Genomic DNA, 22,124 nt, shown 5'->3' on the forward strand with positions numbered 1-22,124 from the left:
CTAGGCCCTACTTCTTCTTGGCTTCTTTACGACGGACTACTTCGTCCGCGTAACGCACACCCTTGCCTTTGTAAGGCTCTGGCGGACGGAAGTCGCGGATTTCAGCGGCCACCTGACCCACCAGCTGCTTGTCGATACCCTTGATCAGGATGTCGGTCTGGCTTGGGGTTTCAGCGGTGATACCGGCTGGCAGTTCGTAGTCCACTGGGTGCGAGAAGCCCAGAGCCAGGTTCAGGACGGTGCCCTTGGCCTGTGCCTTGTAACCAACACCGATCAGCTGGAGCTTGCGCTCGAAGCCTTGGCTTACGCCCTGGACCATGTTGTTCACCAGAGCGCGGGTGGTACCGGCCATGGCGCGAGCTTGCTGGTCACCGTTGCGAGCAGCGAAACGCAGCTCACCAGCTTCTTCGGTAACTTCAACAGACGAGTGAACGTTCAGTTCGAGAGTGCCTTTGGCACCCTTCACCGAAAGCTGCTGGCCGGCGAATTTGACTTCGACGCCTGCTGGCAGCTTAACGGGGTTCTTAGCGACGCGAGACATGCCTATCTCCCCTTAGAACACTGTGCACAGAACTTCGCCGCCGACACCGGCAGCGCGCGCAGCGCGATCAGTCATCACACCTTTGTTGGTGGAGACGATAGACACGCCCAGGCCGCCACGTACTTTCGGCAGCTCTGCGACGGACTTGTACTGGCGCAGGCCTGGACGGCTGGAGCGCTTCAGTTCCTCGATGACCGGACGGCCTTCGAAGTACTTCAGTTCGATCGACAGGGAAGGCTTGGCCTCACCAGTTACCTGGTAGCCAGCGATGTAACCTTCGTCCTTCAGAACTTTGGCAACCGCGACCTTCAGGGTGGAGGAAGGCATGCTTACGACGGACTTTTCAGCCATCTGGGCATTACGGATGCGAGTTAGCATGTCCGCTAACGGGTCCTGCATACTCATGGGCTAGATGCTCCTGATACAAGAATTATTAGCCTTGCGGCTATCACAACCACCCGAGCAGGCAGGGCAAAAAACCCAGGCTCAGGTGAGCCGGTCATTCTAGACACAAGGCAGAAACGAAACAAGCCCCATATAGGGGCTTGTTTGTTGGCGAGGTCACCGGCGGTCGGAAGATTACTCCCCTTCCACCGGGATCACACCGGCAGCGATTACCAGGAGGCCTTGACCAGACCCGGTACGTCACCGCGCATTGCAGCTTGACGCAGCATGTTACGGCCCAGGCCGAACTTACGGTATACACCGTGAGGACGACCGGTCAGGCGGCAACGGTTGCGCAGGCGCGAGGCGCTAGCGTCACGTGGCTGCTTCTGCAGAGCGACAACGGCAGCGAAACGCTCTTCAGGAGAGGCGTTCAGGTTGACGATGGTCGCTTTCAGCTCAGCACGCTTCTTAGCGAACTTGGCTACCGTGAGCTGACGCTTCAGCTCGCGGTTTTTCATGCTCTTCTTGGCCATTTTCCTACTCCAATCAGTTGCGGAACGGGAACTTGAAAGCACGCAGCAGAGCGCGGCCTTCGTCGTCCGAACGAGCAGTGGTGGTCAGGGTGATGTCCAAACCGCGCAGAGCATCGATCTTGTCGTAGTCGATTTCCGGGAAGATGATCTGCTCTTTCACGCCCATGCTGTAGTTGCCACGGCCATCGAAGGACTTGGCATTCAGGCCGCGGAAGTCGCGTACCCGAGGCAGGGAGATCGCCAGCAGGCGGTCCAGGAATTCGTACATCTTGTCGCGACGCAGGGTCACCTTGACGCCGATCGGCCAGCCCTCACGGACTTTGAAGCCCGCGATGGATTTACGAGCGAAAGTCACGACCGGCTTTTGACCGGTGATCTTTTCCAGGTCGGCAACAGCGTGCTCGATGACTTTCTTGTCGCCGATCGCTTCGCCCAGACCCATGTTCAGGGTGATCTTGGTAACGCGCGGAACTTCCATCACGTTCGACAGCTTAAGTTCTTCCTTAAGCTTAGGAGCGATTTCGTTCCGGTAAATCTCTTTCAGTCGTGCCATGGTCTTCTACCTAGCAGTGTTCAAGCATCAACCGCTTTTTGGGTCGACTTGAAGACACGAATTTTTTTACCGTCTTCTACTTTGAAACCAACGCGGTCAGCCTTGTTGGTTTCACCGTTGAAGATGGCAACGTTGGAAGCGTGCAGAGGCGCTTCTTTCTCGACGATACCGCCCTGTACGCCCGCCATCGGGTTAGGCTTGGTATGACGCTTGACCAGGTTCACACCACCAACAACCAGACGGTTGTCAGCCAGAACCTTCAGCACCTTACCGCGCTTACCCTTGTCTTTGCCGGCGATCACGATGATCTCGTCGTCACGACGAATCTTTTGCATGTCGGATCTCCTTACAGCACTTCAGGGGCGAGCGAGACGATCTTCATGAACTTCTCGGAACGAAGCTCACGGGTCACTGGCCCGAAGATGCGAGTGCCGATCGGCTCTTGCTTGTTGTTCAGCAGAACAGCAGCGTTGCCGTCGAAACGAATGATGGAACCGTCGGCGCGACGAACACCGTGACGGGTGCGGACAACAACAGCGGTCATCACCTGGCCTTTCTTGACCTTGCCGCGCGGAATTGCTTCCTTGACGGTTACTTTGATGATGTCACCGATGCCGGCGTAACGGCGGTGCGAACCGCCGAGTACCTTGATGCACATGACGCGACGAGCGCCGCTGTTATCGGCCACATCGAGCATGGATTGAGTCTGAATCATAAAATTTCTCCGACCCTTAGCCCTTAGACTTCAACAGCGCGTTCGAGGACTTCAACCAGTGCCCAGGACTTGGTCTTGGCCAGCGGACGGGTTTCACGGATGGAAACCTTGTCGCCGATTTTGCACTGGTTGGATTCGTCGTGCGCGTGCAGCTTAGTCGAACGCTTAACGTATTTACCGTAGATCGGGTGCTTGACGCGACGCTCGATCAGAACGGTGATGGTCTTGTCCATTTTGTCGCTGACGACACGGCCAGTCAGCGTACGGACGGTTTTTTCAGCTTCAGCCATGATCACTTACCTGCCTGCTGGTTGAGCACAGTTTTCACGCGAGCGATGTCACGCTTAACTTGCGAGAGCAGGTGCGACTGCCCCAACTGGCCAGTTGCTTTCTGCATACGCAGATTGAACTGGTCGCGCAGCAAGCCGAGCAGTTGCTCATTCAGTTGCTGTGCCGATTTTTCACGAAATTCATTCGCTTTCATCACATCACCGTCCGCTTAACAAAGGAGGTGGCGAGAGGCAGCTTTGCAGCAGCCAGGGCGAAAGCTTCGCGCGCCAGCTCTTCAGAAACACCTTCGATTTCATACAGGACTTTGCCTGGCTGAATCTGGGCAACCCAGTATTCCACGGAGCCCTTACCTTTACCCATACGAACCTCGAGAGGCTTCTTGGAGATCGGCTTGTCCGGGAACACACGGATCCAGATCTTGCCGCCACGTTTAACGTGACGGGTCAGCGCACGACGTGCGGACTCGATCTGGCGAGCGGTGAGGCGACCGCGAGCAACAGCTTTCAGGGCGAACTCGCCGAAGCTGACTTTGCTACCGCGCAGTGCCAGACCACGGTTGTGGCCAGTCATCTGCTTGCGGAATTTTGTACGCTTTGGTTGCAACATTTGGCGTACCCCTTACTTAGCAGCTTTTTTACGAGGCGCTGGTGCTTGTGGTTTCAGTTCTTCTTGGCGACCACCAATCACTTCGCCTTTGAAGATCCAAACCTTCACACCGATCACACCGTAAGTGGTGTGAGCTTCGTAGGTGTTGTAGTCGATATCGGCACGCAGGGTGTGCAGAGGCACACGACCTTCGCGATACCACTCGGTACGAGCAATCTCAGCACCGCCGAGACGACCGCTCACCTGGATCTTGATGCCCTTGGCACCAATACGCATGGCGTTCTGTACGGCGCGCTTCATGGCGCGACGGAACATTACGCGGCGTTCCAGCTGCTGAGCTACGCTCTGCGCAACCAGCATGGCGTCGAGTTCCGGCTTGCGGATCTCTTCGATGTTGATGTGCACAGGCACACCCATCTGCTTGGTCAGGTCCTGACGCAGCTTCTCGACATCTTCACCTTTCTTACCGATAACGATACCGGGACGAGCGGTGTGGATGGTGATGCGTGCAGTTTGAGCCGGACGATGAATATCGATACGGCTTACGGACGCGCTTTTTAGTTTGTCCTGGAGGTACTCACGCGTTTTCAGATCCTTCAACAGGTAATCTGCGTAAGTAGCACCGTCTGCGTACCAGACGGAGGTGTGCTCCTTGACGATTCCCAGGCGAATGCCAGTGGGATGTACTTTCTGACCCATCTGATCGACTCCGTTACTTGTCCGCAACCTTGACAGTGATATGGCAAGACCGCTTGACGATGCGATCAGCACGGCCCTTGGCACGTGGCATGATGCGCTTCAGCGAACGCCCTTCGTTGACGAAGACGGTGGAGACCTTCAGGTCATCAACGTCTGCGCCTTCGTTGTGTTCGGCGTTGGCTACGGCCGACTCGAGGACTTTCTTCATGATTTCAGCGGCTTTTTTGCTGCTGAAGGCCAACAGGTTGAGCGCTTCGCCCACCTTCTTCCCGCGGATCTGGTCGGCGACCAAGCGGGCTTTCTGGGCGGAGATGCGAGCGCCCGACAACTTAGCGGCTACTTCCATTTCCTTACCCCTTAACGCTTGGCTTTCTTGTCAGCCACGTGCCCGCGGTAGGTGCGGGTACCGGCGAACTCGCCCAGTTTGTGGCCGACCATGTCTTCGTTCACCAGAACTGGGACATGTTGACGACCGTTGTGTACCGCGATGGTCAGACCGACCATTTGTGGCAGGATCATCGAACGGCGCGACCAGGTTTTAACTGGCTTGCGATCGTTCTTCTCCACCGCCACTTCGACCTTCTTCAGCAGGTGAAGATCGATAAAAGGACCTTTTTTCAGAGAACGTGGCACTGTCGTATCCCTCTAGTTACTTGCGACGACGGACGATCATATTGTCGGTACGCTTATTACCACGGGTCTTCGCACCCTTGGTTGGGAAGCCCCATGGCGATACCGGATGACGACCACCGGAGGTACGACCTTCACCACCACCGTGTGGGTGGTCAACCGGGTTCATGGCAACACCACGAACGGTTGGGCGAACGCCGCGCCAGCGTTTGGCACCAGCTTTACCCAGCGAACGCAGGCTGTGCTCGGAGTTCGAGACTTCGCCCAGGGTCGCACGGCACTCAGCCAGGACTTTACGCATTTCACCAGAGCGCAGACGCAGGGTCACGTAGACACCTTCGCGAGCGATCAGCTGAGCCGAAGCACCAGCGGAACGAGCGATCTGAGCACCTTTGCCCGGCTTCAGTTCGATGCCGTGAACGGTGCTACCTACTGGAATGTTGCGCAGCTGCAGGGAGTTACCGGCCTTGATTGGGGCCAGGGCACCTGCGATCAGCTGGTCGCCAGCGCTCACGCCTTTAGGGGCGATGATGTAGCGACGCTCACCGTCTGCGTAGCACAGCAGGGCGATGTGAGCAGTACGGTTCGGGTCGTATTCGATACGCTCGACAGTGGCTGGAATGCCATCTTTGTCGTTGCGACGGAAGTCGACCAGACGGTAATGCTGCTTATGACCACCACCAACGTGACGAGTGGTGATGCGGCCATTGTTGTTACGACCACCAGACTTCGATTTCTTCTCGATCAGCGGTGCGTGAGGAGCGCCTTTGTGCAGCTCCTGGTTGACCACCTTGACCACGAAACGGCGGCCAGGGGAAGTCGGTTTGCATTTAACGATTGCCATGATGCACCCCTTCCTTACTCAGCACTGCTGCTGAAATCGAGATCTTGGCCTGGCTGAAGGGAGACGATCGCCTTCTTCCAGTCATTACGCTTGCCCAGACCACGTGCGGTACGCTTGGTTTTACCCAGAACGTTAACAGTCGACACGTTTTCAACTTTTACGTTGAACAGGCCTTCGACAGCTTTCTTGATTTCCAGCTTGGTTGCATCGGTAGCAACCTTGAATACGAACTGGCCTTTTTTCTCAGCCAGAACGGTAGCCTTCTCGGAAACGTGCGGGCCAAGGAGGACTTTAAATACGCGTTCCTGGTTCATCCCAGCAGCTCCTCGAATTTCTTCACGGCCGAGACAGTGATCAACACTTTCTCGTATGCGATCAGACTGACCGGGTCGGAACCTTGTACGTCACGTACATCGACGTGCGGCAGGTTGCGAGCAGCCAGGTACAGGTTCTGATCAACAGCGTCGGAAACGATCAGTACGTCGTTCAGACCCATGCCGTTCAGCTTGTTCAGCAGATCTTTGGTTTTCGGTGCTTCGACAGCGAAGTCCTGAACCACGACCAGACGGTCGCTACGCACCAGCTCAGCGAGGATGGAGCGCAGGGCTGCGCGGTACATCTTCTTGTTGAGCTTTTGCGAGTGATCTTGAGGGCGAGCTGCGAAGGTAACACCACCGCCACGCCAGATCGGACCACGAGTGGTACCAGCACGAGCACGGCCAGTACCCTTCTGACGCCATGGGCGCTTACCGCCACCAGCCACGTCGGAACGGGTCTTTTGCTGCTTGGTGCCCTGACGGCCGCCGGCCATGTAGGCCACGACTGCTTGGTGTACCAGCGTCTCGTTGAATTCGCCACCGAAAGTCAGTTCGGAAACTTCGATCGCCTGAGCGTCATTTACATTGAGTTGCATGTCAGTTTCCCCTTAACCGCGAGCCTTGACAGCTGGACGTACAACCACGTCGCCGCCAGTAGCGCCTGGAACGGCACCCTTGACCAGCAGCAGGTTGCGTTCAGCGTCTACGCGAACTACTTCCAGGGACTGAACAGTCACGCGCTCGGCGCCCATGTGACCGGACATTTTCTTGCCCTTGAACACACGACCAGGAGTCTGGCACTGGCCGATGGAACCTGGGACACGGTGCGACACGGAGTTACCGTGGGTGTTGTCCTGGCCACGGAAGTTCCAGCGCTTGATGGTACCGGCGAAGCCTTTACCTTTGGACTGACCAGTAACGTCTACCAGCTGGCCTGCAGTGAAGAGTTCAGCTTTGATCAGATCGCCAGCCTGGAAATCGCCTTCTTCAAGACGGAACTCCCAGACACCGCGACCAGCGGCAACGTTGGCCTTGGCGAAGTGGCCTGCCTGAGCGGCAGTCACACGCGAAGCACGACGCTCGCCGACAGTGACTTGCACTGCACGGTAGCCATCGGTTTCTTCAGTTTTGAACTGGGTGACGCGATTCGGCTCGATCTCGATGACCGTGACCGGAATGGAGACACCTTCTTCGGTGAAAATGCGGGTCATACCGCACTTGCGACCGATTACACCAATAGTCATGTTGTAAACCTCATGAGTGTACGGGGCTTTCACCCGCTATGGCCGCCCATTTCAGAGCGTTACACGACCAGACCGAAGTCTTAGCCGAGGCTGATCTGTACTTCCACACCTGCCGCCAGATCAAGCTTCATCAGCGCGTCAACGGTTTTATCCGTTGGCTGGACGATGTCCAGAACACGCTTATGAGTGCGGATCTCGTACTGGTCACGCGCGTCTTTGTTGACGTGCGGGGAAACCAGAACGGTGAAACGCTCTTTGCGGGTAGGCAGTGGAATTGGACCACGCACTTGTGCACCAGTACGTTTCGCGGTTTCCACGATTTCCTGGGTGGATTGGTCGATCAGGCGATGGTCGAAAGCCTTCAACCTGATACGGATTTGCTGATTTTGCATTGGATTTCAGACTCCAGGCTGTTCCCAACGGGCGCACTACGCCCGCTAAAAGGAGGCGTGATTCTATAGACGCCCCCATTTAGTGTCAACCCAATAAAAAAAACCCCCGCTGAGCGGGGGTTTTTTCAATCGGTCGAGTGATTACTCGATGATTTTGGCTACGACGCCGGCGCCGACGGTACGACCGCCTTCACGGATAGCGAAGCGCAGACCGTCTTCCATTGCGATGGTCTTGATCAGGGTGACAGTCATCTGGATGTTGTCACCTGGCATTACCATTTCAACGCCTTCCGGCAGTTCGCAGTTACCGGTCACGTCAGTGGTACGGAAGTAGAACTGAGGACGGTAGCCTTTGAAGAACGGAGTGTGACGGCCGCCTTCTTCCTTCGACAGAACGTAGACTTCTGCGGTGAACTTGGTGTGCGGCTTGACCGAACCTGGCTTGACCAGAACCTGACCACGCTCAACTTCGTCACGCTTGGTACCACGCAGCAGAACGCCGCAGTTCTCGCCAGCGCGGCCTTCGTCCAGCAGCTTGCGGAACATTTCAACACCGGTGCAGGTGGTGTTGGTGGTCGGGCGCAGGCCAACGATTTCCAGCGGATCCTGAACGCGGACGATACCACGCTCGATACGACCGGTAACAACGGTACCACGACCCGAGATCGAGAATACGTCTTCGATCGGCATCAGGAACGGCTGGTCAACGGCACGGATTGGCTCAGGGATGTAGGCATCCAGAGTTTCTACCAGCTTCTTGACAGCGGTAGTACCCATTTCGTTGTCGTCTTTGCCTTCCAGCGCCATACGAGCCGAACCGATGATGATCGGGGTGTCGTCGCCTGGGAAGTCGTAGGTGGACAGCAGGTCGCGAACTTCCATCTCGACCAGTTCCAGCAGCTCAGCGTCGTCTACCAGGTCAGCCTTGTTCAGGAAGACCACGATGTACGGAACGCCTACCTGGCGGGACAGCAGGATGTGCTCACGGGTTTGTGGCATCGGACCATCGGCGGCCGAGCAAACCAGGATCGCGCCGTCCATCTGGGCAGCACCGGTGATCATGTTCTTCACGTAGTCAGCGTGACCTGGGCAGTCAACGTGAGCGTAGTGACGAATGTTCGAGTTGTACTCGACGTGAGCGGTGTTGATGGTGATACCGCGCGCTTTTTCTTCCGGAGCCGAGTCGATCTTGTCGAACTCAACGACTGCCGAACCGAATACTTCGGAGCAGACGCGAGTCAGAGCTGCGGTCAGAGTGGTCTTACCGTGGTCAACGTGGCCGATGGTGCCGACGTTAACGTGGGGAAGGGAACGATCAAATTTTTCTTTAGCCACGACAGTGAACCTCTTGCCTAAAGGGCTGGATTAGCCTTGTTTTTTAACGAGTGCTTCGACGATGTTCGACGGAGCTTCGGAGTACTTGGAGAATTCCATGGAGTAGCTTGCGCGACCCTGAGACATGGAACGAACGTCGGTCGCATAACCGAACATCTCTCCCAGCGGGACTTCTGCACGGATAACCTTGCCGGAAACCGAGTCATCCATACCCTGGATCAGACCACGACGACGGTTCAGGTCACCCATCACGTCACCCATGTAGTCCTCAGGGGTTACTACCTCAACCTTCATGATCGGCTCAAGCACAACACCGCCGCCCTTCTGGGCCAGCTGCTTGGTCGCCATGGAGGCCGCGATCTTGAACGCCATCTCGTTGGAGTCGACGTCGTGGTACGAACCGTCGAACACGGTAGCCTTCAGACCGATCAGAGGATAGCCGGCAACAACGCCGTTCTTCATCTGCTCTTCGATACCCTTCTGGATCGCCGGGATGTATTCCTTAGGAACCACACCGCCAACGACTTCGTTGGTGAAGACCAGGCCTTCGGTGATGTTGCCTTTTTCGTCCTGATCCGGCTCGGAGAAGCGGATCCAGCAGTGACCGAACTGACCACGACCACCGGACTGACGAACGAACTTACCTTCGATCTCGACACCAGACTTGGTGATCTTCTCGCGGTAGGAAACCTGCGGCTTGCCGATGTTGGCCTCAACGTTGAACTCGCGCTTCATGCGGTCAACGATGATGTCCAGGTGCAGCTCACCCATACCGGAGATGATGGTCTGGCCGGTTTCTTCGTCGGTCTTGACGCGGAACGACGGGTCTTCCTGGGCCAGCTTGCCCAGAGCGATACCCATCTTTTCCTGGTCTTGCTTGGTCTTCGGCTCAACCGACAGGGAAATTACCGGCTCAGGGAAGTCCATACGCTCAAGGATGATTGGCTTGTCGGCGTCGCACAGGGTTTCACCAGTGGTAACGTCCTTCATGCCGATCAGGGCCGCGATGTCGCCAGCGCGTACTTCCTTGATCTCTTCACGCTGGTTGGCGTGCATCTGCACCATACGACCAACGCGCTCTTTCTTGCCTTTTACCGAGTTGATGACCGAGTCACCGGAGCTCAGAACGCCCGAGTAGACGCGAACGAAGGTCAGGGTACCTACGAACGGGTCGGTAGCGATCTTGAACGCCAGAGCCGAGAACGGCTCGTTGTCGTCGGCGTGACGCTCGTCTTGGCGAACAGCCGGGTCGTCCTTGGCCAGGTCGGCGTCGTCCGGGTTGATACCCTTGATTGCAGGGATCTCGGTCGGAGCCGGCAGGTAGTCGATAACGGCGTCGAGAACCAGGGGCACGCCCTTGTTCTTGAACGAGGAGCCGCAGACAGCAGGAACGATCTCGCTCGCCAGAGTACGGGCGCGCAGACCAGCCTTGATGTCTTCGACGGACAGGTCACCTTCTTCAAGGTACTTGTTCATCAGCTCTTCGTTGGCTTCGGCAGCTGCCTCGACCATGTTGCTGCGCCATTCGTTGGCCAGGTCAACCAGCTCGGCAGGAATCTCTTCCTCGCGGTAGGTGGTGCCCTTGTCGTCTTCGTTCCAGTAGATGGCTTTCATCTTGATCAGGTCGACCTGACCCTGGAAGTCGTCTTCTGCACCGATAGCCAGCTGGACCGGAACCGGGGTGTGACCCAGGCGGTTCTTGATCTGGCCGACAACGCGCAGGAAGTTGGCACCGGCACGGTCCATCTTGTTCACGTAGACAACACGTGGAACGCCGTATTTGTTGGCCTGACGCCATACGGTTTCGGACTGCGGCTCAACGCCGGAGGTACCGCAGAACACAACGACCGCGCCGTCGAGTACGCGCAGCGAACGCTCTACTTCAATGGTGAAGTCAACGTGGCCGGGGGTATCGATGACGTTTACGCGGTAGTTGTCGTACTGACCACGGGAACCTTTCCAGAAGGTGGTAACGGCAGCGGAGGTAATGGTGATACCGCGCTCCTGCTCCTGCACCATCCAGTCGGTGGTCGCGGCGCCGTCGTGCACCTCGCCCATCTTGTGGCTCAGACCTGTATAGAACAGGATCCGCTCGGTAGTGGTAGTCTTGCCCGCGTCAACGTGGGCGCAAATACCGATGTTACGGTAGCGGTTAATTGCTGTAGTACGAGCCATAAAGCCCTCGCAAAATGATTGATGCTTGAATTAGAAGCGGTAGTGCGAGAACGCTTTGTTGGCTTCGGCCATACGGTGCACGTCTTCACGCTTCTTGACTGCAGCACCCTTGCCTTCAGCAGCATCCAGCAGTTCGCCGGCCAGGCGCAGGGCCATCGACTTCTCGCCGCGCTTGCGGGCGTAGTCTACGAGCCAGCGCATTGCCAGAGCGTTACGACGGGATGGACGAACTTCAACCGGAACCTGGTAAGTGGCACCGCCGACACGGCGGGACTTAACTTCGACCAGCGGAGCGATGGCGTCGAGAGCTTTCTCGAAGATTTCCAGGGGGTCGCTGTTCTTGCGTGCTTTGACGGTATCCAGGGCACCGTAAACGATGCGCTCGGCTACGGCCTTCTTGCCGCTTTCCATCACGTGGTTCATGAACTTGGCGAGAATCTGGGATCCGTACTTCGGATCGTCAAGGATCTCACGTTTTGCTGCTACACGACGTCTTGGCATGATAAGCCCTCAAACGGTCTTCAGGTTAGCCCGGGACCAGGTCTCTCGACCCCTGCCCGACCTTACTCTTATCGACTCAAATAAATGGATGTCTGCAAACGGCCGATTACTTCGGACGCTTGGTACCGTACTTCGAACGACCCTGGTTACGGCCTTTAACGCCCGAAGTATCCAGAGAGCCGCGAACGGTGTGGTAACGAACACCTGGCAAGTCTTTTACACGGCCGCCACGGATCAGGACGACGCTGTGCTCTTGCAGGTTGTGACCTTCACCACCGATGTACGAGGAAACCTCGAAACCGTTGGTCAGACGCACACGGCATACTTTACGCAGTGCCGAGTTAGGTTTTTTCGGCGTGGTGGTGTACACACGGGTGCACACGCCACGACGCTGCGGGCAGTTCTGCAGCGCAGGTACGTCGGATTTCTCGACGGTACGCTTACGCGGCTGACGTACCAGCTGGTTGATAGTTGCCATCTACTAGCTCCACTGATTGTCTTGCGACGCTATTGTCTTGCAAGAAAGCCAAAAATTGGCGAGACGGAGCCTCACCAAATTTAAGGGTACAAAAGTCTAAAGAGGATCTTGCACCCAGTCAAGACGAGGCCCCGGCCCTCCCCGCCCGGTCATCGGCAACAATTGATGTCACCGATGGCCTTGCGAGATGCGCCGGGGCCCTGCCCTGTACTTAGTTACCGCTGGAGTTCAGCGCTTCGGTCAGTGCGGCTTCCACCTCACTGGCGCTCACACGCAGCGGCTTGTCGGCGTCACGGCGGCGCTTGCGCTCGCTGTGGTAGGCCAGACCAGTACCGGCCGGGATCAGACGACCCACGACCACGTTCTCTTTCAGGCCGCGCAGGTAGTCGCGCTTGCCGGTTACCGCCGCTTCGGTCAGTACGCGGGTGGTTTCCTGGAAGGAAGCCGCGGAGATGAACGACTCGGTCGACAGCGAGGCCTTGGTGATACCCAGCAGCACGCGGGTGAACTTGGAGACGAACTTGTCCTCGGCGGCGAGACGCTCGTTCTCTACCAGCACCTGGGTCAGTTCCATCTGGTCGCCCTTGATGAAGCTGGAATCGCCCGACTCGGTGATCTCGACCTTGCGCAGCATCTGACGCAGGATGGTCTCGATGTGCTTGTCGTTGATCTTCACGCCCTGCAGACGGTAAACGTCCTGGATCTCGTTGACGATGTACTTCGCCAGCGCGCTCACACCCAGCAGGCGCAGGATGTCGTGCGGATCGCTCGGGCCATCGGAGATAACTTCGCCGCGGTTTACCTGTTCGCCTTCGAAGACGTTCAGGTGACGCCACTTCGGAATCAGCTCTTCGTACGGCTCGCTGCCATCGGTCGGGGTAATGACCAGGCGACGCTTGCCCTTGGTCTCTTTACCGAATGCGATGGTGCCGCTGACTTCAGCCAGAATCGAGGCTTCTTTCGGACGGCGCGCTTCGAACAGGTCGGCAACGCGCGGCAAACCACCGGTGATGTCACGGGTCTTCGACGTTTCTTGCGGGATACGCGCGATAACGTCACCAACACCGATCTGCGCACCGTCAGCCACACCGACAAGGGCGTTGGCCGGCAGGAAGTACTGGGCAGGTACGTCGGTACCTGGCAGGTACAGGTCCTTGCCAGAAGCGTCGACCATCTTGATTGCCGGACGGATTTCCTTACCAGCGGCAGGGCGATCCTTGACGTCCAGGACTTCAATGTTGGTCAAACCGGTCAGTTCGTCGGTCTGACGCTTGATGGTGATGCCTTCTTCCATGCCCACGAAGGTCACGGTACCTTTCAGCTCGGTAACGATCGGGTGGGTGTGCGGGTCCCACTTGGCGACGATGGCGCCAGCTTCGACCTTTTCACCTTCCTTGACCGAGATCACCGCACCGTAAGGCAGCTTGTAGCGCTCACGCTCACGGCCGAATTCGTCGGCAATGGCCAGTTCGCCCGAACGCGATACGGCAACCAGGTTGCCATCGGCACGCTCTACCTGCTTGAGGTTGTGCAGACGGACCATACCGCCGTTCTTCACCTGGACGCTGTCGGCAGCCGAGGTACGGCTTGCAGCACCACCGATGTGGAACGTACGCATGGTCAGCTGGGTACCCGGCTCACCGATCGACTGGGCAGCGATAACGCCGACAGCCTCACCGATGTTCACCTGGTGACCGCGAGCCAGGTCACGACCGTAGCACTTGGCGCAGATGCCGTAGCGGGTTTCACAGTTGATCGGCGAACGCACGACCACTTCGTCGATGCTGTTCAGCTCGATGAACTCGACCCACTTCTCGTCGACCAGGGTACCGGCCGGAACGATGACGTCCTCGGTGCCTGGCTTGAACACGTCACGGGCGATGACACGACCCAGTACACGCTCACCCAGCGGCTCTACAACGTCGCCGCCTTCGATGTGCGGGGTCATCAGCAGGCCCTGGTCGGTGCCGCAGTCGATCTCGGTAACCACCAGATCCTGGGCAACGTCTACCAGACGACGAGTCAGGTAACCGGAGTTCGCAGTCTTCAGTGCGGTATCCGCCAGACCCTTACGAGCACCGTGGGTCGAAATGAAGTACTGCAGAACGCTCAGGCCTTCACGGAAGTTCGCCGTGATCGGCGTCTCGATGATCGAGCCGTCCGGCTTGGCCATCAGGCCACGCATACCGGCCAGCTGACGGATCTGGGCCGCGGAACCCCGCGCACCGGAGTCAGCCATCATGTACATCGAGTTGAAGGACTCTTGCTCGACTTCCTTGCCTTCGCGGTCGATGACCTTCTCTTTCGAGAGGTTGGCCATCATCGCCTTGGACACTTCGTCGTTCGCCTTCGACCACAAGTCGATGACCTTGTTGTACTTCTCGCCCTGGGTTACCAGGCCGGAAGCGTACTGGCTCTCGATTTCCTTCACTTCGTCGGTAGCGGTACCGATGATGCGGGCTTTCTCGTCCGGGATAACGAAGTCGTTAACACCGATGGAAACGCCGGAAATGGTCGAGTAAGCGAAACCGGTGTACATCAGCTGGTCAGCGAAGATAACGGTCTCTTTCAGACCAACCACGCGGTAGCACTGGTTGATCAGCTTGGAGATCGCCTTCTTCTTCATCGGCTGGTTGACCACGTCGTACGGCAGGCCTGCCGGTACAACCTGGAACAGCAGCGCACGGCCGACAGTGGTGTCGACGATGCGGGTGTTCTTGACCACGGAACCGTCACGCTCTTTCACGGTTTCGTTGATACGAACCTTGATTTTCGCGTGCAGGGCAGCCTCGCCGGCGCGGAATACGCGGTCGACTTCCTGCAGGTCGGCGAACACGCGACCTTCGCCCTTGGCGTTGATGGCTTCGCGGGTCATGTAGTACAGACCCAGTACAACGTCCTGCGACGGAACGATGATTGGCTCACCGTTGGCTGGCGACAGGATGTTGTTGGTCGACATCATCAGCGCGCGCGCTTCGAGCTGGGCTTCCAGGGTCAGCGGCACGTGAACGGCCATCTGGTCACCGTCGAAGTCGGCGTTGTACGCGGCACAGACCAGCGGGTGCAGCTGGATAGCCTTGCCTTCGATCAGAACCGGCTCAAAGGCCTGGATACCCAGGCGGTGCAGGGTTGGTGCACGGTTGAGCAGTACGGGGTGTTCGCGGATCACCTCGGCGAGCACGTCCCAAACCTCTGGCAGCTCGCGCTCGACCATCTTCTTGGCAGCCTTGATGGTGGTCGCCAGACCACGCATTTCCAGCTTGCCGAAAATGAACGGCTTGAACAGCTCGAGGGCCATCTTCTTCGGCAGACCGCACTGGTGCAGACGCAGGGTCGGGCCTACGGTAATTACCGAACGGCCAGAGTAGTCCACACGCTTACCGAGCAGGTTCTGACGGAAGCGACCTTGCTTACCTTTGATCATGTCGGCCAGGGACTTCAGCGGACGCTTGTTCGAGCCAGTGATGGCGCGACCGCGACGGCCGTTGTCCAGCAGGGCGTCGACCGCTTCCTGCAGCATGCGCTTTTCGTTGCGCACGATGATGTCCGGCGCCGACAGATCGAGCAGGCGCTTCAGACGGTTGTTACGGTTGATCACCCGACGATACAGGTCGTTCAGGTCGGAAGTCGCGAAGCGGCCACCATCCAGCGGCACCAGCGGACGCAGGTCCGGCGGCAGCACTGGCAGGACGGTCAGAACCATCCACTCAGGCAGGTTGCCCGAGCCCTGGAACGCTTCCATCAGCTTCAGGCGCTTGGACAGCTTCTTGATCTTGGTTTCCGAGTTGGTCTGCGGAATCTCTTCACGCAGGCGACCGATCTCGTGCTCCAGGTCGATAGCGTGCAGCAGCTCGCGGACAGCCTCGGCACCCATGCGGGCGTCGAAGTCGTCACCGAACTCTTCCAGCGCTTCGAAATACTGCTCGTCGTTCAGCAGCTGGCCCTTTTCCAGGGTGGTCATGCCCGGGTCGATAACCACGTAGCTCTCGAAGTAGAGCACGCGCTCGATATCGCGCAGGGTCATGTCCATCAGCAGGCCGATACGGGACGGCAGCGACTTCAGGAACCAGATGTGGGCAACCGGCGAGGCCAGTTCGATGTGCGCCATGCGCTCACGACGAACCTTGGCCAGGGCAACTTCAACGCCGCACTTCTCGCAGATCACGCCGCGGTGCTTGAGGCGCTTGTACTTGCCGCACAGGCACTCGTAGTCCTTGACTGGGCCAAAGATCTTGGCGCAGAACAGGCCGTCACGCTCAGGCTTGAACGTACGGTAGTTGATGGTTTCCGGCTTCTTAACTTCACCGAACGACCACGAACGGATCATTTCAGGCGACGCCAGACCGATGCGGATGGCGTCGAACTCTTCGACTTGACCCTGGTTTTTCAGCAAATTCAGTAGGTCTTTCAAGGCCTTTCCTCCTGGCGGAGCAGGGAGCGGGCATTACCTGCCCCACTCCCCTTCGCGTCACGTGTTATTCGGTTTCCAGATCGATATCGATACCGAGCGAACGGATCTCTTTGATCAACACGTTGAAGGACTCGGGCATGCCCGGCTCCATACGGTGATCGCCATCCACGATGTTCTTGTACATCTTGGTACGGCCGTTCACGTCGTCCGACTTCACTGTGAGCATTTCTTGCAGGGTGTATGCCGCGCCGTATGCTTCCAGCGCCCACACTTCCATCTCCCCGAAACGCTGACCACCGAACTGCGCCTTACCACCCAGCGGCTGCTGGGTAACCAGGCTATAGGAACCAGTGGAACGCGCGTGCATCTTGTCGTCCACCAAGTGGTTCAGCTTGAGCATGTACATGTAACCAACGGTCACAGGACGCTCGAACTTGTTGCCGGTGCGGCCGTCGAACAGCACCATCTGGCCGCTCTCTGGCAGGTCGGCCAGCTTCAGCATGGCCTTGATCTCGCGCTCCTTGGCACCATCGAAGACCGGGGTAGCCATAGGCACGCCCTTCTTCAGGTTGTTGGCCAGGGCCATGATCTCTTCGTCGGTGAACTCGTCCAGGTTTTCCTGGCGACCACCGATCTCGTTGTAGACCTCGGTCAGGAACACGCGCAGTTCAGCGGCCTTGCGCTGTTCTTCGATCATGCGGTCGATCTTCTCGCCCAGACCCTTGGCCGCCAGGCCCAGGTGGGTTTCGAGGATCTGACCGACGTTCATACGCGAAGGTACGCCCAGCGGGTTCAGTACGACGTCGACCGGAGTACCGTTGGCGTCGTGCGGCATGTCTTCGACCGGCATGATCACCGAGACCACACCCTTGTTACCGTGACGACCGGCCATCTTGTCACCCGGCTGGATGCGACGGCGGATTGCCAGGTAAACCTTGACGATCTTCAGTACGCCCGGCGCCAGGTCATCGCCCTGCTGCAGCTTGCGCTTCTTGTCTTCGAACTTGTCGTCCAGCAGACGGCGACGGTCGACGATGTACTGCTGAGCCTTTTCCAGCTGCTCGTTCAGTGCATCTTCAGCCATACGCAGTTTGAACCACTGGCCGTGCTCCAGACCGTCCAGCACTTCGTCAGTGATCACGGTGCCTTTCTTCAGGCCCGCACCACCGTCGACCACCTGGCCGTTCAGGGCAGAACGCAGACGCTCGAAGGTTGCACCTTCGACGATGCGGAACTCTTCGTTGAGGTCCTTGCGGATCTCGTCCAGCTGCATCTTCTCGATGGCCAGGGCGCGGCTGTCGCGCTCGACGCCATCACGGGTGAAGACCTGTACGTCAATGACGGTACCTTTGGTGCCGGTTGGCACGCGCAGGGAGGTGTCCTTAACGTCGCTGGCTTTCTCGCCGAAGATTGCGCGCAGCAGTTTTTCTTCCGGAGTCAGCTGGGTTTCGCCTTTTGGCGTGACCTTGCCGACCAGGATGTCGCCAGCGCCGACTTCGGCACCCACGTAGACGATACCGGCTTCGTCCAGCTTGTTCAGTGCGGCCTCACCCACGTTCGGGATGTCCGCAGTGATTTCCTCTGGGCCAAGCTTGGTGTCACGCGCCACACAGGTCAGTTCCTGGATGTGGATGGTGGTGAAGCGGTCTTCCTGAACCACACGCTCGGAGAGGCAGATGGAGTCTTCGAAGTTGAAGCCGTTCCACGCCATGAACGCGATGCGCATGTTCTGACCCAGTGCCAGTTCACCCATGTCGGTGGACGGGCCGTCGGCCATGATGTCGCCACGCTGAACCTTGTCACCCTTGCTCACCAGCGGACGCTGGTTGATGCAGGTGTTCTGGTTCGAACGGGTGTACTTGGTCAGGTTGTAGATATCCACACCTGCTTCGCCGGTTTCCACTTCGTCGTCGGCAACGCGGACAACGATACGGCTGGCGTCGACCGAGTCGATCACACCACCGCGGCGAGCAACCACGCAGACACCGGAGTCACGGGCAACGTTGCGCTCCATGCCGGTACCTACCAGCGGCTTGTCGGCGCGCAGGGTCGGTACAGCCTGACGCTGCATGTTCGAACCCATCAACGCACGGTTGGCGTCGTCGTGCTCGAGGAACGGAATCAGCGACGCAGCGACCGAAACAACCTGCTTCGGCGAAACGTCCATCAAGGTGACGTCTTCCGGCGCCTTGACGGTGAATTCGTTCAGGTGACGAACCGCTACCAGCTCATCGATCAGTTGCTTCTTCTCGTTCATCGCGGCCGAAGCCTGGGCGATGACGTGATCCGCTTCTTCAATGGCCGACAGGAACACGATGTCGTCGCTGACCACACCTTCTTTCACCACGCGGTACGGGCTTTCCAGGAAGCCGTACTGGTTGGTGCGGGCATAGGCTGCCAGGGAGTTGATCAGACCGATGTTCGGACCTTCAGGGGTCTCGATCGGGCACACGCGGCCGTAGTGGGTCGGGTGTACGTCACGGACTTCGAAGCCGGCACGCTCACGGGTCAGACCACCTGGGCCGAGTGCGGAGACGCGGCGCTTGTGGGTGATCTCGGAGAGCGGGTTGTTCTGGTCCATGAACTGGGACAGCTGGCTGGAACCGAAGAACTCTTTCACCGCCGCCGCAACCGGCTTGGCGTTGATCAGGTCTTGCGGCATCAGGCCTTCGCTTTCCGCCATCGACAGGCGTTCCTTGACCGCGCGCTCGACACGCACCAGGCCAACGCGGAACTGGTTTTCGGCCATTTCGCCGACGCAACGCACGCGACGGTTACCCAGGTGGTCGATGTCGTCGACGATGCCTTTGCCGTTACGGATGTCGACCAGGGTCTTCAGAACCTCGACGATATCTTCCTTGCTCAGCACGCCCGAACCTTCGATCTCGGTACGACCGATACGACGGTTGAACTTCATGCGGCCAACGGCGGACAGGTCGTAACGCTCGGCGCTGAAGAACAGGTTGTTGAACAGGGTCTCGGCGGCATCCTTGGTTGGCGGCTCGCCAGGACGCATCATGCGATAGATCTCGACCAGGGCTTCCAGCTGGTTGCTGGTGGTGTCGATCTTCAGGGTGTCGGAGATGAACGGACCGCAATCGATGTCGTTGGTGTACAGGGTCTCGATACGGACAACCTGTGCCTTGGCGACCTTGATCAGCAGCTCGGTGGTCATCTCGGTGTTGCATTCGGCCAGGATTTCACCGGTAGCCGGGTGCACGATGGCCTTGGCAGTGGTGCGACCCAGGACGTATTCCATCGGGACGTCCAGCTGCTTGACGCCAGCCTTCTCGAGCTGGTTGATGTGGCGCGCGGTAATACGGCGGCCCTGCTCGACAATAACCTTGCCGGTTTCGTCATGGATGTCCATGACGGCAACTTCACCACGCAGACGCTGCGGCACCAGTTCCAGGCTGAGTTTCTCGCCGGAAATGTGGAAGACGTTGGTGGTGTAGAAGGTGTTCAGCACTTCTTCAGTGCTGTAGCCCAGGGCGCGCAGCAGCACCGAAGCCGGCAGTTTGCGGCGACGGTCGATACGCACGAACACGCAGTCCTTCGGGTCGAACTCGAAGTCCAGCCAGGAACCGCGGTAAGGGATGATGCGAGCGGAGTACAGCAGCTTGCCGGAGCTGTGCGTCTTGCCACGGTCGTGGTCGAAGAACACACCAGGCGAACGGTGCAGCTGGGAAACGATCACACGCTCGGTACCGTTGATAACGAAGGTACCGTTTTCAGTCATCAGGGGGATTTCACCCATGTAGACTTCTTGCTCTTTGATGTCCTTGATCGCTTTGTTCGACGATTCCTTGTCGAAAATGATCAGGCGCACCTTGACCCGCAGTGGGACCGCGAAGGTCACGCCACGCAGGACACATTCCTTCACATCGAAGGCGGGTTCGCCCAGGCGGTAGCCTACGTACTCCAGGGCAGCATTGCCGGAGTAGCTGATGATCGGAAATACCGATTTGAAGGCCGCGTGCAGGCCGACGTCGCGGAACTGATCCTTGGATGCTCCCGCTTGCAGGAATTCGCGATACGAATCCAGCTGGATGGCCAGGAGGTAAGGCACATCCATGACGTCCGGCAACTTGCTAAAGTCCTTGCGGATACGTTTTTTCTCAGTGTATGAGTAAGCCATCAGCGTTCCCCAGCTTGGTCACCTGCTTGTTTGGCTTCTCCCGGCGGGAGCAGCCAGAAAATCGTGCAAACCCCTTGGTTTGCGCACCCACATGGGTGTCTTGCAGCTTGTTATCGGGGCCGGCTTGACCGACCACCAATAACGGAAAAAGGCCGGTGGCATAAGCCACCAGCCATCAGCCCTTCGCTCAACGCTCGGACTGGAGTCGCAAGGTCGAGATTACTTCAGCTCGACTTTAGCGCCAGCTTCTTCCAGCTTCTTCTTCGCGTCTTCAGCGGCTTCTTTCGAAACGCCTTCAGCGATAACCTGAGGAGCGCCGTCGACTTTCTCTTTGGCTTCTTTCAGGCCCAGACCGGTCAGCTCACGAACGGCCTTGATCACGTTTACTTTCTTGTCGCCAGCTTCGGTCAGAACGACGTTGAACTCGGTCTGCTCTTCAACAGCGGCAGCAGCGGTAGCTGGGCCAGCGGCAACAGCAGCAGCAGCGGTAACGCCGAAGGTTTCTTCCATCGCTTTGATCAGTTCAACAATTTCCAGAACAGTTTTCTGGCCGATCGCTTCGATGATTTGCTCGTTAGTCAGAGACATGACTATGAATTCCTGTATTGGGGTGACAGCCTACGCGGCCATCAAATTAAACGTTTGATTTCGAAAGGTGCTACGCGGCCTTAGGCAGCAGCAGCTTCTTTCTGGTCGCGCAGAGCTGCCAGGGTACGAGCCAGCTTGCTGGTTGCACCTTGGATTACGCTCATCAGCTGTGCGATAGCCTCGTCGCGAGTTGGCAGGGTTGCCAGCACGTCGATCTGGTTAGCGGCAAGGAACTTGCCGTCGAACGCAGCTGCCTTGATCTCGAACTTGTCCTGACCCTTGGCGAACTCTTTGAACAGACGGGCAGCAGCGCCCGGGTGTTCGTTGGAGAAAGCAATCAGGGTCGGGCCTTTGAACGCGTCGTTGAGGATCGAGAATTCGGTGCCTTCAACAGCGCGCTTCAGCAGGGTGTTACGTACGACACGTACGTAAACGCCAGCTTCGCGGGCCTCTTTACGGAGTCCGGTCATTGCGCCTACAGTCACACCACGGGCATCAGCCACGACAGCGGACAGAGCGACTTTGGCAGCCTCGTTGACTTCAGCGACGATGGCCTTCTTGTCTTCGAGTTTAATTGCCACGGGTTTACTCCTGGTTTTTACCGTTTCATCTGGCCGAAGCCGGATGTCGTTTTGGTGTCTGATTCGGTAACGAATCGGGAGCACCATCTGCGTGGGCTGGTTTTTTAAGGCTTGCGCCGCCTACGGTCTTGGATAGCCCCCGCCAGGCAGGGACCCCAATTTTTG

The 22,124-nt window shown here is 57.9% G+C and carries 25 protein-coding genes; all 25 read right to left on the minus strand.

The features are described 5' to 3' along the window. Positions 1-7: 7 nt before the first annotated feature. Positions 8-541 (minus strand): 50S ribosomal protein L6, encoded by a 534-nt coding sequence (rplF, locus tag JKP78_RS12755; protein ID WP_170027993.1) that lies wholly within the window; start codon positions 539-541, stop codon positions 8-10. 12 nt (positions 542-553) lie between these two features. Beyond that, on the minus strand, positions 554-946 hold the full coding sequence (gene rpsH / locus JKP78_RS12760) for a 30S ribosomal protein S8 (RefSeq protein ID WP_009681971.1): 393 nt from the start codon (positions 944-946) through the stop codon (positions 554-556). Positions 947-1,155: 209 nt separating this feature from the next. Next, positions 1,156-1,461 (minus strand): 30S ribosomal protein S14, encoded by a 306-nt coding sequence (gene rpsN, locus JKP78_RS12765; RefSeq protein WP_003255472.1) that lies wholly within the window; start codon positions 1,459-1,461, stop codon positions 1,156-1,158. A 13-nt stretch (positions 1,462-1,474) separates the two neighbouring features. After that, positions 1,475-2,014, minus strand: coding sequence for a 50S ribosomal protein L5 (gene rplE, locus JKP78_RS12770; protein WP_003257095.1), 540 nt, complete (start codon positions 2,012-2,014; stop codon positions 1,475-1,477). 20 nt (positions 2,015-2,034) lie between these two features. Next, on the minus strand, positions 2,035-2,349 hold the full coding sequence (gene rplX, locus JKP78_RS12775; RefSeq protein WP_013970637.1) for a 50S ribosomal protein L24: 315 nt from the start codon (positions 2,347-2,349) through the stop codon (positions 2,035-2,037). Between the two features lie 11 nt (positions 2,350-2,360). Continuing rightward, entirely contained in the window at positions 2,361-2,729 is a 369-nt protein-coding gene (gene rplN, locus JKP78_RS12780) for a 50S ribosomal protein L14 (RefSeq protein ID WP_003243907.1), read from the minus strand. Positions 2,730-2,752: 23 nt separating this feature from the next. Further along, positions 2,753-3,019, minus strand: coding sequence for a 30S ribosomal protein S17 (rpsQ, locus tag JKP78_RS12785; RefSeq protein WP_008089812.1), 267 nt, complete (start codon positions 3,017-3,019; stop codon positions 2,753-2,755). 2 nt (positions 3,020-3,021) lie between these two features. Then, positions 3,022-3,213 (minus strand): 50S ribosomal protein L29, encoded by a 192-nt coding sequence (gene rpmC, locus JKP78_RS12790; RefSeq protein ID WP_200626777.1) that lies wholly within the window; start codon positions 3,211-3,213, stop codon positions 3,022-3,024. After that, complete coding sequence (gene rplP / locus JKP78_RS12795; RefSeq protein ID WP_003255479.1) at positions 3,213-3,626, minus strand: 50S ribosomal protein L16; 414 nt, start codon at positions 3,624-3,626, stop codon at positions 3,213-3,215. The genes rpmC and rplP overlap by 1 nt, the downstream gene beginning before the upstream one ends. A gap of 12 nt (positions 3,627-3,638) precedes the next feature. Beyond that, a complete protein-coding gene (gene rpsC / locus JKP78_RS12800) occupies positions 3,639-4,325 on the minus strand; it encodes a 30S ribosomal protein S3 (RefSeq protein ID WP_003255481.1) in 687 nt (228 codons plus the stop codon). 13 nt (positions 4,326-4,338) lie between these two features. After that, entirely contained in the window at positions 4,339-4,671 is a 333-nt protein-coding gene (rplV, locus tag JKP78_RS12805) for a 50S ribosomal protein L22 (RefSeq protein WP_003103908.1), read from the minus strand. An 11-nt stretch (positions 4,672-4,682) separates the two neighbouring features. Continuing rightward, positions 4,683-4,958 carry a 30S ribosomal protein S19 gene (rpsS, locus tag JKP78_RS12810; RefSeq protein WP_003255482.1) on the minus strand — a complete coding sequence of 92 codons (276 nt, stop codon included), beginning with the start codon at positions 4,956-4,958 and terminating at the stop codon, positions 4,683-4,685. A gap of 16 nt (positions 4,959-4,974) precedes the next feature. Further along, positions 4,975-5,799, minus strand: a complete 825-nt coding sequence (rplB, locus tag JKP78_RS12815; RefSeq protein ID WP_170027992.1) for a 50S ribosomal protein L2 — start codon at positions 5,797-5,799, stop codon at positions 4,975-4,977. A 14-nt stretch (positions 5,800-5,813) separates the two neighbouring features. Next, positions 5,814-6,113, minus strand: coding sequence for a 50S ribosomal protein L23 (gene rplW, locus JKP78_RS12820; RefSeq protein WP_003255484.1), 300 nt, complete (start codon positions 6,111-6,113; stop codon positions 5,814-5,816). After that, complete coding sequence (gene rplD / locus JKP78_RS12825) at positions 6,110-6,712, minus strand: 50S ribosomal protein L4 (protein ID WP_008089819.1); 603 nt, start codon at positions 6,710-6,712, stop codon at positions 6,110-6,112. The genes rplW and rplD overlap by 4 nt, the downstream gene beginning before the upstream one ends. A 12-nt stretch (positions 6,713-6,724) precedes the next feature. Beyond that, positions 6,725-7,360 carry a 50S ribosomal protein L3 gene (rplC, locus tag JKP78_RS12830; protein ID WP_003257089.1) on the minus strand — a complete coding sequence of 212 codons (636 nt, stop codon included), beginning with the start codon at positions 7,358-7,360 and terminating at the stop codon, positions 6,725-6,727. 80 nt (positions 7,361-7,440) lie between these two features. After that, on the minus strand, positions 7,441-7,752 hold the full coding sequence (rpsJ, locus tag JKP78_RS12835; protein WP_003186070.1) for a 30S ribosomal protein S10: 312 nt from the start codon (positions 7,750-7,752) through the stop codon (positions 7,441-7,443). A 141-nt stretch (positions 7,753-7,893) separates the two neighbouring features. Then, complete coding sequence (gene tuf / locus JKP78_RS12840) at positions 7,894-9,087, minus strand: elongation factor Tu (protein ID WP_170027986.1); 1,194 nt, start codon at positions 9,085-9,087, stop codon at positions 7,894-7,896. A 30-nt stretch (positions 9,088-9,117) separates the two neighbouring features. Next, positions 9,118-11,262 carry an elongation factor G gene (gene fusA, locus JKP78_RS12845; protein ID WP_186678990.1) on the minus strand — a complete coding sequence of 715 codons (2,145 nt, stop codon included), beginning with the start codon at positions 11,260-11,262 and terminating at the stop codon, positions 9,118-9,120. 30 nt (positions 11,263-11,292) lie between these two features. Next, positions 11,293-11,763, minus strand: a complete 471-nt coding sequence (gene rpsG, locus JKP78_RS12850; protein ID WP_003246741.1) for a 30S ribosomal protein S7 — start codon at positions 11,761-11,763, stop codon at positions 11,293-11,295. A gap of 106 nt (positions 11,764-11,869) precedes the next feature. Then, positions 11,870-12,241 (minus strand): 30S ribosomal protein S12, encoded by a 372-nt coding sequence (gene rpsL, locus JKP78_RS12855; RefSeq protein ID WP_003257088.1) that lies wholly within the window; start codon positions 12,239-12,241, stop codon positions 11,870-11,872. A 211-nt stretch (positions 12,242-12,452) separates the two neighbouring features. Beyond that, a complete protein-coding gene (gene rpoC / locus JKP78_RS12860; RefSeq protein ID WP_170027990.1) occupies positions 12,453-16,652 on the minus strand; it encodes a DNA-directed RNA polymerase subunit beta' in 4,200 nt (1,399 codons plus the stop codon). Between the two features lie 64 nt (positions 16,653-16,716). Next, positions 16,717-20,790 (minus strand): DNA-directed RNA polymerase subunit beta, encoded by a 4,074-nt coding sequence (gene rpoB, locus JKP78_RS12865; protein WP_170027989.1) that lies wholly within the window; start codon positions 20,788-20,790, stop codon positions 16,717-16,719. Between the two features lie 219 nt (positions 20,791-21,009). After that, positions 21,010-21,378, minus strand: a complete 369-nt coding sequence (gene rplL / locus JKP78_RS12870; RefSeq protein WP_170027988.1) for a 50S ribosomal protein L7/L12 — start codon at positions 21,376-21,378, stop codon at positions 21,010-21,012. Positions 21,379-21,458: 80 nt separating this feature from the next. Then, complete coding sequence (gene rplJ / locus JKP78_RS12875; protein WP_003257082.1) at positions 21,459-21,959, minus strand: 50S ribosomal protein L10; 501 nt, start codon at positions 21,957-21,959, stop codon at positions 21,459-21,461. Between the last annotated feature and the right edge of the window lie 165 nt (positions 21,960-22,124).

Origin of the sequence: Pseudomonas sp. LAM2023 (assembly GCF_016620375.1) — a bacterium.
In the GTDB taxonomy this organism is placed as follows: domain Bacteria; phylum Pseudomonadota; class Gammaproteobacteria; order Pseudomonadales; family Pseudomonadaceae; genus Aquipseudomonas; species Aquipseudomonas anuradhapurensis.